Genomic DNA, 17,171 nt, shown 5'->3' with positions numbered 1-17,171 from the left:
GAACGACGTACGCTACGGCTTATTGCTTATTGCTTATTGCCAAGTGCTTACTGACGGCTGGTATCGACCTGCACCAGCGGCTCGTCGACCGGCACGACGACCGGCTTGCGGGCACGGCCAACGCGCACCGGCGTGGCCGCCTGCGCTGCTGCGGCCTGGGCGGCGCGCAGCTTTTCAGGATCGGTCGCAGCCAGTTGCAGGCCTGCTTCGGCCAGCATGTCGTCCAGCTTTGGCGCAGGGGTAGCAGCCACTGGCGCAGGCGCCGTGGTCACTTCCGGTGCTGCCACTGGCGCTGGCTCAACGGCCACGGCGGTAACAGGCTCGACAACTGGCGCAGGGGCGACTTCCACCACCGGCGCCGGCTCGACAGGCGCTGGTGCAGGCGCAGCCTCGGCCACGATCGGTTCAGCAGAATGCTCAGCCGCCACCGACGCCGCCGTCGGGAACATGACCGGTTCGGTCGATGCCGGTGCCGATGCTGGTGCCGAAACCTCTGCCGGCGCCCCCATCGATGCCGCCGTCGGGAAGTTCACTGGCTCGACATTGGCAGGCGCTGCCACGGCCGTCGTTGCCGCCATCGATGCCGACGTCGGGAACATATTGCCGTCGACCGGCGCCGCTTGCGCAGCCACCGGCGCAGCCGCTGCCGCTGGTGCTGGTGCTGGTGCTGCAGCTGCAGCTTGCGCCGCATCATCCTTGGCAGCGATCGATGCCGAGGTCGGGAACGGCCACGGCGCCTGGGCGCCGGACTGCGCCTGCTTGCCACGGGCGGCGCGGGCAGCTGCTGCCACCTTGGCCACTTCTTCGTCCGCTACCGGCGCGAACGCTGGTGCGTCTTCGTTGCCTTCGCCGCCTTCGCCTTCGATCTGGTCACGGTCGCGACGGTTGCGGTTACGGCCACCGCGGCGACGACGACGGCGTGGCTCGTCGCCATCCATCTCGACTTCTTCGCCATCCGGGCCGATCGTGGTCACCGATTTGATGACTTGCTGCACGACTTCCTGGCTGCCTTCCGGACCGGTCGTGGTCACGGCGACGGTGGTGTTCGACATCACCTGGCTGACATTGATTTCGTCGAGCTTGGCTTCGATGACCTGGGTGGTGCGTTCCGTACGCTCGGTGCGCTCGCGTGGCTGACGTGGCTGGCGCTCTTTGCGCTCGCCGCGTTCAGGACGCTCGCCACGTTCCGGACGCTCGGCGCCTTCGGCACGTGGCGCGGCGTCGGCCGGCTCGCGTGGTTCACGCGGCTCGCGGCCTTCGCGCGGTGCACGTGGAGGACGCGGCGGGCGTGGTGGACGCGCTTCGGCGTCCGGGCCCTTGGTCAGCTCTTCGCCCGGTGCGGCCGCCTTGGCAACCGGCTCGCGCTCTTCGCGTTCACGGCCTGGCTTGCCACCTGGACGGCCACCGGTACGGCCATTCTTGGTGCGGTTGTTGCGGTCGCGCTCTGCCTGCGCAGGAGTGGTGACAGGCACTTCCACCAGCACGGCGGGTGCGGCGCCTTTCGGTTCTGGCTTGCCGAAGAAGAAGTTGCGCAGTTTGGCGAAGAAACCTTCTTCTTCCACCGGTGCAGCCACCGGCACCGAAACAGCAGGGGCGGCGGCGGGCTTGACTGGCTTGGCTGCTTCGCTGCGGTCGACCAGTGGCGCAGGCTGGGCCGGCGTGATCGTCTTGACGACGGCTTCCTGGCGCGGCTTGGCTTCTTCTTTCTGGCGCTTTGCGTAGGCCATGTCGGTATCGGCCGACTCGGCCATCGCGTAGCTGGCGTGTGCGTCTTCAAGGCGCGGATCGTCGTGCTTGATGCGCTCGAGCTTGTAGTGCGGCGTGTCCAGATGCTTGTTCGGGATCAGGATCACGGTGATGCGGTGGCGATTCTCGATCTTGAGCACTTCGCCACGCTTTTCGTTCAGCAGGAAGGCGGCGACATCGACGGGCACCTGCACGTGGATGGCGGCCGAATTTTCCTTCATCGCCTCTTCCTGGATGATGCGCAGGACTTGCAGGGCTGACGATTCGGTATCGCGGATGTGGCCGGTGCCCGAGCAGCGCGGGCAGGTCACGTGGGAGCCTTCGGACAGCGACGGACGCAGGCGCTGGCGCGACAGTTCCATCAGGCCGAAGCGCGAAATCTTGCCCATCTGAACGCGGGCGCGGTCATGGTGCAGGGCGTCCTTCAGGCGCTGTTCGACTTCGCGCTGGTTCTTGGCCACTTCCATGTCGATGAAGTCGATCACGATCAGGCCACCCAGATCGCGCAGGCGCAACTGGCGCGCCACTTCGTCGGCTGCTTCGCAGTTGGTGTTGAAGGCGGTCGTTTCGATGTCCGAGCCGCGCGTGGCGCGGGCCGAGTTGACGTCGATCGAGACCAGCGCTTCGGTGTGGTCGATCACGATGGCGCCGCCCGATGGCAGCGGCACGGTGCGCGCGTAGGCGGTTTCGATCTGGTGTTCAATCTGGAAACGCGAGAACAGCGGCACGTCGTCGCTGTAACGCTTCACGCGGTGCGCCATGTCGGGCATCACGTGGCTCATGAACTGCTGCGCCTGTTCATAGATTTCGTCGGTGTCGATCAGCACTTCGCCGATGTCCGGCTGGAAGTAATCGCGGATCGCGCGGATGACGAGCGACGATTCCTGATAGATCAGGAACGCGCCGTTGGACGACTTGCCGGCACCTTCGATCGCGCGCCACAGTTGCATCAGGTAGTTCAAGTCCCACTGCAGCTCTTCGACATTGCGGCCGATGCCGGCGGTGCGGGCAATCACCGACATGCCTTGCGGCAGGTCGAGCTTGTCCATCGTTTCGCGCAGTTCCTGGCGCTCTTCGCCTTCGACGCGGCGCGATACACCACCGCCGCGTGGGTTGTTCGGCATCAGGACGAGGTAGCGGCCGGCCAGCGAGATGAACGAAGTCAGGGCAGCGCCCTTGTTGCCGCGTTCTTCTTTTTCGACCTGGACCATGATTTCCTGGCCTTCGCGCAGCGCTTCCTTGATGGAGCAATTGCGCACGTCAACACCTTCACGGAAATACGTGCGGGCGACTTCTTTGAAGGGGAGGAAGCCGTGGCGGTCTTCGCCGTAGCTGACGAAGCAGGCTTCGAGGGAGGGTTCGATGCGGGTGATGACACCCTTGTAGATATTCGACTTGCGCTGTTCGCGACCGGCAGTCTCGATATCGATGTCGATCAGCTTCTGGCCATCGACAATAGCGACGCGCAACTCTTCTTGCTGCGTCGCGTTAAACAACATGCGTTTCATTTTTAGTACTCCGTGACCCGGGGGCCGTGTGAAGGCCGCCCTCGCGGGCGGCGCAGCTACAGGGATGTATGCGGGGACGGGTGACAGGAGGGGGTATGCCCGGGCGTGCGGTACAGCAAAGTAATTTCGCTGCCGCAACGGGGCGCTGTGGGGCCGAACGTCATTGTCTAAACACGCCGCAACTTTTGTTCGTTACCTGCCACCACATTGGGGTTGGCACAGCAACGAACAAGGGAGGGTGTGCCACAGCCAGCCGACCCTGGGCGCCAGCAACCGACCGGCCTGGAGGCGAAGAGACAGCCTTGCTCAAGCGGTGTGGATGCTGCAGCAGCGGGGTCAGCGAAAACGACAAGCGTTATCGACACCATCAACCGGCAAGCACTTTGTTAAGGATGCTTGCTGGTACTTATCCTTAAGAATCCTGACAATCCAATCCGGCATCATTGCGCGCAATCCGATTACAAATCGGTTGCAACCTTGATTGGCGCAAGGATGTGCGTACACGTTCTTTCCATCGAATTTGCACTTGGCGGGGCCGATGGGGCGTGCCCCAGTGTAAAATTTCATTTTAATTCTTACACCAGCAGAGGTTTGACCGCCGCCTGTCGATTATATATTCAAAATGAAGGACTTAGAGAGAATTTCTGGGAAGACAGACCGAATGGCAATGCAGAACGATAGTGTCCCCCCTTCATCCCCCGCAGCACTGCAAGCGCAGTTCGTGACAATCGACGAAGAAGAAGCCGGCCAGCGCATCGACAACTACCTGTTGCGTGTCTGTAAAGGCGTACCAAAGAGCCACATTTACCGCATCCTTCGCTCCGGCGAAGTCCGTGTCAACAAGGGCCGCATCGACCAGTTGTACCGCCTGGTTGCCGGCGACACCGTCCGTATTCCACCGATCCGCATTGCTGAAAAGTCGGCCGAGCACGCCGCGCCGGGCGCCGAATTTGCCGTCGTCTATGAAGATGCGCATCTGCTCGTGATCGACAAGCCATGCGGCGTGGCCGTGCATGGCGGCTCCGGCGTGTCGTACGGCGTGATCGAACAATTGCGCGCCGCGCGCCCGCAAGCGAAGTTTCTGGAACTGGTGCACCGGCTCGACCGCGAAACCTCGGGCCTCTTGTTGATCGGCAAGAAACGCAGCGCGCTGACGCACCTGCATGACCAGATGCGCGAAGGCACGACCGACAAGCGTTACTATGCAGCCGTGAAAGGCGACTGGGTCAACAAGCGCCAGCACATCCGCTTGCCGCTGCATAAATACACGAGCGCGGAAGGCGAGAAGCGCGTGCTGGTCCAGGCCGGCGGTCAGGAAGCGCACACGATTTTCAGTTTGTTAAAAAAATGGCACAATTTCGCCTTGCTCGAAGCCGAGCTCAAGACAGGGCGCACGCACCAGATCCGGGTTCACCTGGCCTCGTCGGGCTTTCCGATCCTGGGCGACGAAAAATACGGTGATTTCGCGTTCAACAAGCAATTGCACAAGGCGAATGAAAGCCGTGGCGCGCTCAAGCGCATGTTTTTGCACGCGCACCAGATCACGTTCACGCATCCTGACTCGGGCGAGCGCATGACTCTGCGCGCGCCGATGCCGGCCGAGTGCGAGCGCTTCCTGACCAGTCTGGGCGCCCCGGTGTAGCAGCACCTGGCGCACAGCAATCGAATCGCGCAAGTACGACAGCGCACCAATAAAAAACAACAGGGGACCGGCGGCCTTGCCGCCACTAATTATGGCTAGAAAACAATTCGACCTGATCGTCTTCGATTGGGACGGCACCTTGATGGACAGTACCGCCGCCATCGTCAAGTGCATCCAGGCGGCGGCGCGCGACCTGGGCTTGCCGGTACCAACCGACTCGTCGGCCGCGCACGTCATCGGCCTCGGCCTGGCCGAAGCGATGCAGGCGGTGATGCCCGATATCCAGCCGGCGCTGTATCCGCGCATGGTCGAGCGTTACCGGCACCATTTCCTGACCAAGGACCACCAGCTGGTGCTGTTCAAGGGCGTGCCCGAGATGCTCAATGCGTTGTCGGGCGAAGGTTACTTTTTGGCCGTGGCCACCGGCAAGAGCCGGGTTGGTCTGAACCGCGCGCTCAATGCGACCGGGCTGCTGTCGATCTTCGATGCAACACGTTGCGCCGATGAGACATTCTCCAAGCCGCATCCGGCGATGCTGCAAGAGCTGACGCGCGAGCTTGGCCAGGATTTGCGGCGGACGGTGATGATCGGCGACACGACGCATGACCTCTTGATGGCCACCAATGCCGGCGCGGCCGGTATCGCGGTCGAGTTCGGTGCCCATCCGGTCAGCCAGCTCCACGCCTGCCAGCCATTGTTCTCTGCCAAGAACATCCCCGAGCTGCATGACTGGCTGCTCGAGCACGCCTGAGGTCGGGTTCACTGAAGCCTGAGAGCGGGCTGAAGCGGACCTGCTGCGTACGGGTGGTCTTGCCGACCGTACGCGAGGGCGCTGGCACGATATACTGATTGCCGCACGAACAGCCCCGCGCGTGACGCGCGGGGACGGCGTTTCGTCGTCCACCTTCCCGACTTTATGAGTGACCATACGAGCATTGACCAACCCGGCGACAGCCGGCTCGCGTCGAATCCGACGATGAGCAACTGGGAGCGCGACACGCTCGAGAAACTGGTATTTGCCACCGTCCAGGAGCGCCGCTCCGCGCGTCGCTGGAGCATCTTCTTCAAGCTCGGCTTCCTGATCGTGGCGCTGCTGGCCCTGTGGGCCTACTACGACTTCAACTTCGCCAGCGGCGACACCGAAAACCTCGGCCGCCATACGGCGCTGATCGAAATCAACGGCGAGATCGAAGCCGAAGGCAGCGGCGCGGCCGACACCGTGATCCCGTCGCTGAACAAGGCGTTTTCCGATCCCGGCTCGGCCGCTGTGGTGCTGCGAATTGACAGCCCTGGCGGCAGCCCGGTGCAGGCAGGCATCATCGTCGACGAAATCCAGCGCCTCAAGCGCGGCTATCCCGATAAACCGCTGTATGTCGTGGTCGACGAGATCTGCGCCTCGGGCGGCTACTACATCGCCTCGGCCGCCGACCGTATCTACGTCAACAAGGCCTCGATCGTCGGCTCGGTGGGCGTACTGATGGACAGCTTCGGCTTTACCGGCACGATGGAAAAGCTGGGTGTCGAACGCCGCCTGCTGACGGCCGGCGAAAACAAGGGGTTTCTTGATCCGTTCAGCCCGCAATCGGAAAAACACCGCGAACATGCCCAGACGATGCTCAACGAAATCCACCAGCAATTCATTTCGGTGGTGCGCGCCGGGCGCGGCAAGCGCCTGAAAGAAACGCCTGAGACGTTCTCTGGCCTGTACTGGACCGGTGCACGCGCCATCGACATGGGCCTGGCCGATGCCTTTGGCACGGTCGATACGGTGGCGCGCGACATCGTCAAGGCCGAAGACATCGTCGACTACACGGCGCACGAAGGCTTGCCGGAACGGGTGCTGAAGAAATTTGGGGCGTCGGTGGGTGAAAGCGCCGTCCGGGCGGCGTATCACAGCGCCGTGCCCAAATTGCGCTAAGCATGTTGTCCTTGAAACCAGAGGATATGCGGCTATAGTGAAACGGTGGCCGACGCTGCGGTGGATCAGTTAACCTGCTCACCTATTGATCCCGGACGGCGAACGCTGGCGACCGCACCTCTGTGCGGTTTTCGAGAGAATTTTTATTCCTCGCGGTAAGACTGTCCCGGGCGCGTGCATGCGCGTGGCGGGAATGGAAACGACGGCCCAGGCCGTCGTTTTCTTTTGGTGGAGCAATTACGCGTGGATGCGTCCAACTCGCCTTGGCATGTTACGGAGCGATGTAGGACGTAGGGTGGGCGGGTTTTCCCGCCCACGCGTTCGACGCACCTTCGCTTATCACGGAGCACGCTTGGTTTGAACGCGTGGGCGGCGCAGCCGCCCACCCTACGTCTGCCGACCAGGCTGCCGTGTTTTTTTTGGTGGACAGGGAGTGCGGGCTGGCGCTGCAGTGACGGGCGTTGCAGGAATCAGGTCAGGCTGCCGCACTGGCGGCGTCGTCATCGCGGCCGATGCGGCGTGACGGGTGGTGCAGTTCGTTGTCGTTGCAGTGGTCGGTCATGGTGTCATTCGCCTGCGGCGTCGAAGGCAACACGAGGCGCGGCGGGTGCCACATGGTGGGCTGGCGCAAGGGTGGCAAATCGTCATGCTGGGCAAAGCCGCCGCGTTCGAGCCAGCCCTGATGGTCGCCGCCGACACGGGCAAACCACGCAGCGCGCAGCCGGAACTGGTCATGATGCGGCAAGGGACGGGCGCCGCTGCTCCAGCGCGACAATGCCATCAGCGTGGGAAAAAGCGCCGCATGTACTCGTGCAACGCGCTGGCGCGCGCAATGCACTTCATGCGGGGAAAGCTTTTCGTAGCAGGTGTCGAGATCATCGTTCACGTTCAGTCCTGTTCTCTGGCGGAATTGCACCTTGATGTATGGCAAACAACCATCATGGTCGTTAGGCGGATTCCTAACATGTTGAAGTCTATCAATAAGAATTTCTGCAGACTTGACGCTGCTCAAATGAACCGCGGCATGCAAGTTGACTAAAAAACATTGCTCTAATTGTCAGTCTGTCCGTGCCGGACCTGTTCTGGTAAAGTCTCGCCCCATGAGTAAACTGTCCCTAGACCGCATCCTGCAATCGCAGGGATTCGGCACCCGCAAATACTGCCGCGCCCTGATCGAGGATGGCGACGTCACCATCAATGGCGAGGTCGCCGACAACTTCAAGGCCACGTTCGAGACCGACGGCCTGGTGCTGACCGTCTTCGACGAAGAATGGGCGTACCGCGAGCATGTCTATATTGCGCTGTACAAGCCGGCCAACTTTGAATGTTCGCGCAAGCCGAGCCACCATCCTGGCGTGCTGACCCTGTTGCCAGAGCAATTTACCTGGCGCGATGTGCAGCCCGTCGGCCGGCTTGATCATGACACCACTGGCCTGCTCCTGATGTCGGACGACGGTCCGTTCATCCACGCGCAATCGTCGCCCAAGCGCCACGTACCGAAGGTGTACCACGCCACGACGGCTGAACCGGTGACCGAGGAACTCGTCGCCAAGCTGCTCGCTGGCGTGCAACTGCACGATGAGCCGGCGCCATTGAAGGCGGTGTCGTGCGTCAAGCTGGGCGAACAATCCATCGAGATCGTGCTGGAGCAGGGCAAATATCACCAGGTCAAGCGCATGCTGGCCGCTGCCGAGAATCACTGCAGCGCGCTGCACCGGGCCCAGATCGGCGGCTTGACGCTGGCCGCGCTGGGACTCGAAGAAGGCGAGTGGTGCTTCCTCGACCAGGCACAGCTCGACCTGCTCGTACCTGACTGACATACCACATCCGCATGCTGTTGTGGAAATTTCACAACGGAACATGCTTAACCACAATATTCGTGCGACATAGTCAGCCGATTTCCGCGACACTCCGTTCCGACGGCGTCCGGGCACCGGTTGTCGCACGAATGAATTTTCCAGAAAAATAACCATGTACGCATACCGACCGAGCCTCTCCCATTCCCTCGCCCTGATTCCATTGCTGCTGGCGCTGCCAGTCATGGCACAGAGCCAGCCGGCCACCCTGGCCGAATGCACCCCGATTCTCGACAGTGCCCAGCGCCTCGCCTGTTTCGACCGCGTTGCGAGCACCGGCAGCGCCGCTGCCGCGAGCACCGCATCGACCCCGGTCGTCGCACCGGCCGTGGCTGCCCAGAGCGCGTTCGACGCACCGCTGAACAGCGCCGTCGATCACACCGCCACCGTCGATCCAACCGTCCAGGCCGCCGCTGAATACACGCTGAGCAGCCATTGGGAACTCGATCCACGCGACAAGCGCGGCGCGTTCAAGTTCCGTCCGCACCACCCGAACTACCTGATCGCGACCCGTACCCACCGCCCGAACGAAGCGCCGTACGCCGACTTCCTGGCGACCGACCCGGATGCCGAAGGCTTGTCGAAGGCCGAACTGGAATTCCAGCTCAGCGTGAAGATGAAGCTGGTCGAGACGCTGTTCGAGCAACCGATCGACGTCTGGTTCGGCTATACCCAGAATTCGTTCTGGCAGGCGGCCAACCACAAGGCATCGAGCCCGTTCCGCGAAACCAATTACCAGCCGGAGATCATGGCAGTCATGCCACTGGACTTCGCCCTGGCCGGCATCAATGTGCGCTTCCTGAACCTGGGCTTCGTGCACCAGTCGAACGGTCAGTCGTCGAGCCTGTCGCGCAGCTGGAACCGCTACTACGCCCAGGTCGGCCTGGAGCGTGGCCCGTTGACCATGACCGCCAAGCTCTGGAAGCGCGTCAATGAATCGCTGGAAGACGACAACAACCCGGACATCACCGATTTCATGGGTCGCTTCGAGCTGGCCGGCAATTACCGCATGGGTAGCGGCCACGAAATCTCGGCCCTCGTGCGCCGTAACTTCAGCACCGACAAGGGTGCAGTCCAGGTCGGCTGGGCATTCCCGCTCGTCGGCCCGATCAAGGGCTATGTCAATGCGTTCGCCGGCTACGGCCAGAGCATGATCGACTACAACTACTTCCAGCGCAGCCTGGGCGTCGGTGTCATCGTCAAGTATTGATCGCTTCACACCTGCCGTACCGTAGAATGGCGGGCTTGATTCTTCGAGCCCGCCCATGAAACTTGCCTCGCTGGACGACGGCACCCGCGACGGCCAACTGGCCGTGGTGTCGCGCGACCTGACCACTGCCCACATTGCCGACGGCATCGCGCCGAGTTTGCGCGCCGCGCTTGATGACTGGGTCTTCATTGCCCCGCAACTCGATGCACTCTACCGTCAACTGAACGACGGCAAGGGCGACGCCAGAGCGCGCCGTGCGTTCGACTTCGACCCTACAAAATGCATGGCGCCGCTGCCGCGCGCCAGCGCCCGCGTGTGCGGCGCGACTTATCTGCACCATCACGACCTGGAACAACGTGCACTTGGCAGCAGCTTGCCGGCCGCATGGCGCGACGCGCCGCAGCTGCGCCAGGCCGCAGCCGATGGGTTGCTCGGCCCCACACAGGATCTGGTGCTGGCGCGCGAGGAATGGGGCATCGACTTCGGCGCCGAACTGGCCATTGTCAGCGGTGACCTGCGCCAGGGCGCGACGCCCGATGCGGCGCTGGGCCAGATCCGCCTGTTGTTGCTGGCCAATGACATCACGCTGCGCAACCTGGCGCCGGATGCACTGGCGGCGGGCTTCGGCCTGCTGCACGCCAAACCCGCCACCGCGTTTGCGCCAGTGGCGGTCACGCCGGACGAGCTGGGCGACGCCTGGGCGGCCGGAAAAGCCGCGTTGCCGCTGCGTGTGCGCCTCAATGGCAATCCGGTCGGCACGCTCGAAGCGGGCGAGGACATGACGTTCAATTTTGCGCAACTGCTGTCGGCGCTGGCGCTGACGCGGCCGGTGACGGCCGGGACGATCGTCGGCTCGGGCGTCGTGTCGAACCGGGCGACCAGGCGCCACACGCCGGGCTATGCCAGCCTTGCCGAGGCACGCTGGATCGAGATGGCTGCTGGCGGCGACGCGGTCACGCCGTTCATGCGCTTTGGCGATACGGTGCGCATCGAGATGCTCGACGAGAAGGGCACATCGCTGTTTGGCGCGATCGAGCAAACGCTCAAGGCCGCGGTGGCTTGACGCCGGGTTCGTCCCAGAAGCCGTCATTACCTGGCACGCCACGCAGATCGACCCGCACCGGCCGGCTGATCCGGCGCAGCGCATCGGCGCGCACCAGCCGCCCATCCGGTTCATGCAGCCGGTACCAGAGAAACGCCACGCCGGACAAGGCCAGGTGCTCGCCCGTGAACAGGTGATCGCGCTGTACGGCAAGGCCTTCGAGGCGCAGGTCGACATCGAGCACCAGTGCGCCGGCGCTGTGTTCGGCCTGGCCGAGATAGCGCGCCGTTGTAAACAATGGGCTTTTGTCGCTGGCTTCGCCCGCGCGCAGCGAGTCGATGAAGCTGTCGACCGCCTTGAGCTGCACCGTCGCAGCGGCCGCAATAGCGGCGAGCTCTTTCTTGCGCTCGCCCTTGGCGGCGGCGGCCAGTGCGTCGAGTGCGTCGATGTGCTGGGCGAGCGCGGCGCGTTCCAGCCCCAGCAGCCGCACCCGTTCCAGCAGCGCCGCATGGCGCGTGACGTCGAGTTCGCCCATATAGCCGCCGCTCAGGCCAGCCAGGCGCGCAGGGCAGTTGCGCGCCATGGCACTGGCAAACAGGGCGCGGGCGCCGTCGCCGTAGGCGGTGCCGGCCAGCGTGGTGTCGGTCTTGAACAGGCTGGCCAGGTCGGCCCCGGCACGCAGCACCATCGTCGGCGCGGTCAGCCAGGCCAGCAGCAGGGCGCTGCGCTGGCGCGCGGCCGCCGGCGTGCTGGCCTCGATATAGCGTTGCAGCGCGGCGTTGCGCACGGCCAGCTCTTGCGCCTGGCGGACCAGCGCGGCATCGACAGTACGCGCCACCACGATGCCCTGGCTGACAAGCGGGTCAAACAGGATGACAACGCGGTCGGGCGGCAATATGTGGCAGACCCCGGCTGCCAGCTCGAGCGTCAGGTCGAACGCACGCGCCAGACCGGCGGCGCCGAAGCCGCGCGTATCGACGCTGCCGCCCAGCGCTTTGGTTTGTGCTGGTGGCAGGCGCGCCAGCAATTCGGCGCGCTCTGCTTCGGCGATTGCCTGCCGGGCTTCGGCTTCCTGCAGCCGCGCCCGTGCTTCGAGCAGGTCGGACGGCGTAGCGCTCTGGGCCATTGAATGTGCAGAGTGCATAACGCCCAGACATAACATGACGATCGAATAGAACGCTCGTACGGTTGAATATCGACGCGCCATGATTCGCCCCAATTGGGTAATAAGAAATAAATCTATCTAAATATCACTATAGAAAAGTGTAACAATTTGTGGAGAAATGGTAGGAGAAGTATCTGTACTATTGATTGTTGCAGCGCAACGTACCTAAAATCACTAAATAAATCGTTCACAATCAAGGGCTTGCACTACACCGTTAATGATGAGTGAAATTGCGTGAGAAACCCTGCAGCAACACGATTGGGGAAGAAATGACCCGAAATGCGATAGAATTGACGAGTTAACAAAGTGGTTCTATGAGTATTTATAACCTGCCATTAGCCGGCCTCGAAATCGGCTTCGCCACATCGCTGATCGTATCGCTCCTGCTCGTGCTCACCACACGCTGGCACGGCCGCTACTCGCTTGATGCAACGCGTGGCGTGCAGAAATTTCATATCACCCCAACCCCACGGATCGGCGGCGCCGCCATCATGACCGGCCTCTGGCTGGCGCTGGGCGTGTTGCCGCAGGCGCAGCGCGATTTGCTGCTGCCGGTCCTCATTGCCTCGCTGCCAGCCTTTGTCTTTGGCCTGGCCGAAGACCTGACCCGCACCGTCTCTGTACGCACCCGCCTGCTGGCCACGATCGGCAGTGGCGTGGTGTGCTGGTTCCTCACGGGCGTCACGCTGCAGCACACGGGCCTGCCACTGCTCGACGGCATGCTCGGCTGGCTCCCGTTCTCGGTGTTGTTCACCGCGTTTGCCGTCGGCGGCGTGGCCAATGCCGTCAATATCATCGATGGTTTCAATGGTCTGGCCAGCGGCACGGTCGTCATCGGCCTGGGTACGCTGGGCCTGATCGCCATGGGCGCTGGCGACATTCACCTGGCGCAGCTGTGCTTCGTGATCTGCGCCGTGACGGCCGGCTTTTTCGTCGTCAATTTCCCGTTGGGCAAGCTGTTCCTTGGGGATGGCGGCGCCTACCTGCTTGGCTTCCTGCTGGCCTGGTTGTCCGTGATGCTGGTCTACCGCAATCCGTCGGTATCGGCCTGGGCGCCGCTGCTGGCCTGCGCTTACCCGGTTTTTGAGACGTTGTTTACGATCATGCGCCGCCTCTGGTGCCGTCGTCATCCGGGGCATCCAGACAGCTGGCACCTGCACAGCCTGGTCAAGACCGCGATCACGGCGCGCTACCTGCGCATGCTGCCGCCGCCGCTGCGCAATGCCTTCGTCTCGCCGGTCTCGTGGGGCATCGCCCTGGTGCCGGCAGCGCTGGCCGTCAATTATGCGGGCGATCCGGCCGTGCTGGTGCAGGGCGCACTGGCCAGTTTCGCGCTGTATCTGGGCGTGTATGCGCTGGTCGTTTCGGCCTGGCGTGCCCGTCGCCGCCATGCCCCGTTCATCATGCCGGTCGCTACCGCGCCGCTGGCACCGAAGGCGGCTACCGTCGCCGTCAAGCCGGTGGCAGTCAACCCCCTCATCACGACCAGCAGCAATGGCCAGGGCGCCACGTCCGGCCTGGTTGCTGCCCGCATTGCTGCCAATCCCTCCGCCAACCAGCCTGGCGGCCTGGCCGATCACAGCCACAAGCAAGCAGCGCCGGTTCTCGCGCGCCGCCGCATGTAATCTCCCAAGCAACCCGCAGTCCCCAATCCGCACGACGCCGCCCCTGAACTGGGGCAGGTTTCCCCGCTTGTTCTCGATCTGTCTGCACGGCAATTTCAGCGATAATCTCGCACGCGCAGTACAAAGGCGCCAGTGAGACATTCAAGAGCAATCGAGCGGGGGCACCATGTCGGATGATAGCGACGCAGAAAAGACCGAAGACGCATCGCCCAGAAAGATCGAGAAAGCGCGCGAAGAAGGCGACGTTCCCCGATCGCGCGAGCTGGCGACGTTCACTGTCCTGATGACGGCCGGCGCCTGCCTGTGGGCATTTGGCGGCATGCTCGTCGGCAGACTGGCGACCTCGCTGAAGTCCGGTCTCACGCTCGACCGCGAACAGATCTTCAATCCCAACATCCTGCTCGAACGCATTCTCAACGACATCGTCAGCGTCATGCTGGCCTGTCTGCCGATTGCCGGGGCCGTCATGCTCATCGCCCTGATCTCGCCGATGTTGATCGGCGGCTGGCTGTTTTCGTCGAAGGCGTTCATGCCCAACTTCGGCAAGCTCAACCCGATGAAGGGGATCGGCAATATGTTCTCCAAGAACGCGCTGGTCGAGCTGCTCAAAGCCATCATCAAGACGATCGTCATTGGCGTCGTTGCCTGGATCGTCGTCAGTGGCCAGAAGGAAGCGATGCTGGGGCTGGCGGTCGAGCCGCTCAATGAAAGCAGCGCCCACGTCGGCGATATGATTGGCCGCTCGTTCCTGTTCATCACCGGCGCGCTGGGGGTGATTGCCCTCATCGACGGCCCGTATCAGTTGTGGCATTGGAAAGACAAACTGAAAATGACGCGCCAGGAAATGATCCAGGAATCGAAGGAATCGGACGGCAATCCTCAGATTAAGGGGAAGATTCGGCAGATGCAGCGCGAAATGGCCCGGGGCCGGATGATGCAAAATGTCCCTACTGCTGATGTGATCGTTACCAATCCGACCCATTATGCAGTCGCACTGAAGTACGCGGATGGCAAGGGAGCACCGCGGGTAGTGGCCAAGGGCGTCGATGACGTCGCGGCCAAGATCCGCGAAATGGGCGCCGAGAACAAGGTGCCCATGCTCGAAGCCCCGGCCCTGGCCCGCGCCCTGTTCAAGCACACCGAGATCGATGAAGAGATCCCGGAAAAGCTGTACTCGGCGGTGGCGGAAGTGCTGGCCTACGTGTACCAGCTGCGGGCTTACAAGAAAGGCGAGGGCGACTATCCGGATCGCCCGACCAGGTTGAAAGTACCTGCCGAGATGGACCCGCTGAACCCGGCCTCGCAACAGCGACCGGCACCCGAAAATGGAGCAACTGAATGACCAACAGCATGAAACTGCCAGCCTGGATGAGCGGCCTTGGAGCACAAGGCGGCAAGGCGGCAGCCCCGATCCTGATCATCATGCTGTTGGCCATGATGATCTTGCCGTTGCCGGCGTTCGTGCTGGACGTGTTTTTCAGTTTCAATATCGCGCTGTCGATCATCGTGCTGCTGACCGCGCTGTACACGGTCAAGCCGCTCGACTTTCTGGCTTTCCCGGCCATCCTGCTGGTCTCGACGATGCTGCGCCTGGCGCTGAACGTCGCGTCGACCCGTATCGTCCTGACCGAGGGCCATACCGGCAGCGCCGCTGCCGGCAAGGTCGTCGAAGCCTTTGGCCACTTTTTGATCGGCGGGAACTACACGGTCGGTATCGTCGTCTTCATCATCCTGACCATCATCAACTTCTCGGTCGTGACCAAGGGCGCGGGCCGTATCGCCGAAGTCGGCGCACGCTTTGCGCTGGACGCGATGCCGGGCAAGCAGATGGCGATCGACGCCGACCTGAACGCCGGCCTGATCGGTGAAGACGAAGCGCGCAAGCGCCGCCAGGAAGTCTCGCAAGAAGCCGAATTCTACGGCGCGATGGACGGTGCCTCGAAGTACGTGAAGGGCGATGCCGTCGCCGGCATCATGATTACCGTGATCAATATGATCGCCGGCCTGATCGTCGGCGTCGTGATGCACGACCTGGCCATCGGTGAAGCCACCAAGATCTACACGCTGCTGGCCATCGGTGACGGCCTGGTGGCCCAGATCCCGTCGCTGATCATTTCGATCGCGGCCGGTATGGTGGTTTCGCGCGTGGCCAACGATGAAGACGTCAGCTCGCAGCTGACCAGCCAGCTGTTCGCTCGCCCGGAAGCGCTGTACATCACCGCCGCCATCATCGGGGGCCTGGGCATGATCCCGGGCATGCCAAACGTGGTGTTCCTGCTGCTGGCGGGCTCGCTGGCTGCCGGTGGTTATTTCATCTCGAAGCGCAAGAAAGAAGCACCGGCGCAGGCGGAAGCCGCCGCCGTGGCCGATGCCGCCGCCGCTGCCCGTACGGCGCCGGCCGAGAGCGAAGAAGCGACCTGGCAGGACGTGATGCCAGTCGACACGCTGGGCCTGGAAGTGGGCTACCGCCTGATTCCGCTGGTCGACAAGAACCAGGGCGGCGAGCTGCTCAAGCGCATCAAGGGCATCCGCAAGAAGTTCGCGCAAGAAGTGGGCTTTCTGGCGCCGCCAGTGCACATCCGCGACAACCTGGAGCTCAAGCCCTCGGCTTACCGCATCACGCTCAAGGGCGTCGAAGTGGGCAGCGGCGAAGCACTCAATGGCCAGTTTTTGGCGATCAACCCGGGCATGGCCAGCGGCACGCTGCCAGGCGTGGTCACGACCGACCCGGCGTTTGGCCTGCCGGCGACCTGGATTGAAGCCAGCCTGCGCGACGAAGCGCAAAGCATGGGCTACACGGTGGTCGATGCGGGCACCGTCGTTGCCACGCACCTGAACCACCTGATCACGTTGCACGCGTCGGAACTGCTGGGCCGCATGGAAGTGCAGGCGCTGCTGGACCACCTGGGCAAGGAAACGCCGAAGCTGGTCGAGGACCTGGTGCCGAAAGTCGTGTCACTGTCGACGCTGCAGAAAGTGCTGCAGAACCTGCTGGTCGAAGGCGTGCACATCCGCGACATGCGCTCGATCATCGAAGCATTGTCGGAGCACGCCGGCATGACGCAGGACCCGGCCGAACTGACCGCCGTGGTGCGCGTGTCGCTGGGCCGCGCGATCGTCCAGCAATTGTTCCCGGGCGAGAACGAGCTGTCGGTAATGACCCTGGACAACCGCCTCGAGCGCCTGTTGATGCAGGCGATGGGCGCGGGTGGCGACGGTACCGGGATCGAGCCAGGCCTGGCCGACACGATCGCCCAGCAGGCAGCGCACGCCGCCAACCAGCAAGAGCAGATGGGCCTGTCGCCCGTGCTGCTGGTGCCGGCGCCACTGCGCGTGCTGCTTTCGCGCTTTTTGCGCCGCGCCGTGCCAGCCCTCAAGGTGCTGTCGCATGCCGAAGTGCCCGAGACCAAGACGATTCGTGTGACAAGTCTGGTGGGCGTGCCGATGTAACAGGGATGG

Annotated in this window: 12 protein-coding genes; 9 read left to right on the top strand and 3 right to left on the bottom strand. The window is 63.0% G+C overall.

Annotation, left to right across the window (positions count from 1 at the left end; genetic code table 11):
* Positions 1–47: 47 nt before the first annotated feature.
* Positions 48–3,254, bottom strand: a complete 3,207-nt coding sequence (locus AC1MGT_RS06415; RefSeq protein WP_499503486.1) for an Rne/Rng family ribonuclease — start codon at positions 3,252–3,254, stop codon at positions 48–50.
* Between the two features lie 661 nt (positions 3,255–3,915).
* Here AC1MGT_RS06415 and AC1MGT_RS06410 point away from each other — a divergent pair.
* From AC1MGT_RS06410 to AC1MGT_RS06400, 3 genes are all read left to right on the top strand, one after another.
* A complete protein-coding gene (locus AC1MGT_RS06410) occupies positions 3,916–4,896 on the top strand; it encodes an RluA family pseudouridine synthase (RefSeq protein WP_332532445.1) in 981 nt (326 codons plus the stop codon).
* A gap of 91 nt (positions 4,897–4,987) precedes the next feature.
* On the top strand, positions 4,988–5,647 hold the full coding sequence (locus AC1MGT_RS06405) for an HAD-IA family hydrolase (RefSeq protein ID WP_499503485.1): 660 nt from the start codon (positions 4,988–4,990) through the stop codon (positions 5,645–5,647).
* A gap of 165 nt (positions 5,648–5,812) precedes the next feature.
* Positions 5,813–6,814, top strand: coding sequence for a S49 family peptidase (locus AC1MGT_RS06400; RefSeq protein ID WP_499503484.1), 1,002 nt, complete (start codon positions 5,813–5,815; stop codon positions 6,812–6,814).
* 475 nt (positions 6,815–7,289) lie between these two features.
* Here the strand turns inward: AC1MGT_RS06400 and AC1MGT_RS06395 are convergent, their stop codons facing one another.
* Positions 7,290–7,700 (bottom strand): hypothetical protein, encoded by a 411-nt coding sequence (locus AC1MGT_RS06395; RefSeq protein ID WP_499503483.1) that lies wholly within the window; start codon positions 7,698–7,700, stop codon positions 7,290–7,292.
* A 214-nt stretch (positions 7,701–7,914) separates the two neighbouring features.
* Between AC1MGT_RS06395 and AC1MGT_RS06390 the strand changes: the two genes are divergently transcribed.
* The 3 genes from AC1MGT_RS06390 (at position 7,915) to AC1MGT_RS06380 (ending at position 10,943) form a co-directional block, all read left to right on the top strand.
* Entirely contained in the window at positions 7,915–8,631 is a 717-nt protein-coding gene (locus AC1MGT_RS06390; RefSeq protein ID WP_499503482.1) for a pseudouridine synthase, read from the top strand.
* A 154-nt stretch (positions 8,632–8,785) separates the two neighbouring features.
* A complete protein-coding gene (locus AC1MGT_RS06385) occupies positions 8,786–9,880 on the top strand; it encodes a phospholipase A (RefSeq protein ID WP_499503481.1) in 1,095 nt (364 codons plus the stop codon).
* 55 nt (positions 9,881–9,935) lie between these two features.
* Positions 9,936–10,943, top strand: a complete 1,008-nt coding sequence (locus tag AC1MGT_RS06380) for a fumarylacetoacetate hydrolase family protein (RefSeq protein WP_499503479.1) — start codon at positions 9,936–9,938, stop codon at positions 10,941–10,943.
* Here AC1MGT_RS06380 and AC1MGT_RS06375 read toward each other — a convergent pair.
* The gene (locus AC1MGT_RS06375) at positions 10,924–12,048 is read right to left on the bottom strand and encodes a hypothetical protein (protein ID WP_499503477.1); all 1,125 of its coding nucleotides are present in this window, start codon (positions 12,046–12,048) and stop codon (positions 10,924–10,926) included. The genes AC1MGT_RS06380 and AC1MGT_RS06375 overlap by 20 nt on opposite strands.
* A gap of 353 nt (positions 12,049–12,401) precedes the next feature.
* On the opposite strand from AC1MGT_RS06375, the gene AC1MGT_RS06370 reads away from it, so the two are divergent.
* From AC1MGT_RS06370 to flhA, 3 genes are all read left to right on the top strand, one after another.
* Positions 12,402–13,712: an MraY family glycosyltransferase gene (locus AC1MGT_RS06370; RefSeq protein ID WP_499503476.1), complete on the top strand. Its 1,311-nt coding sequence runs from the start codon at positions 12,402–12,404 to the stop codon at positions 13,710–13,712.
* Positions 13,713–13,878: 166 nt separating this feature from the next.
* Positions 13,879–15,054, top strand: coding sequence for a flagellar biosynthesis protein FlhB (gene flhB, locus AC1MGT_RS06365; protein ID WP_332532437.1), 1,176 nt, complete (start codon positions 13,879–13,881; stop codon positions 15,052–15,054).
* Positions 15,051–17,162 carry a flagellar biosynthesis protein FlhA gene (flhA, locus tag AC1MGT_RS06360; RefSeq protein ID WP_499503475.1) on the top strand — a complete coding sequence of 704 codons (2,112 nt, stop codon included), beginning with the start codon at positions 15,051–15,053 and terminating at the stop codon, positions 17,160–17,162. Before flhB ends, flhA begins: the two co-directional genes overlap by 4 nt.
* Positions 17,163–17,171: the final 9 nt, after the last annotated feature.

The sequence above is a fragment of the Telluria sp. BA11 genome, from assembly GCF_056680305.1.
This window is presented reverse-complemented; position numbering and strand designations above follow the sequence as displayed.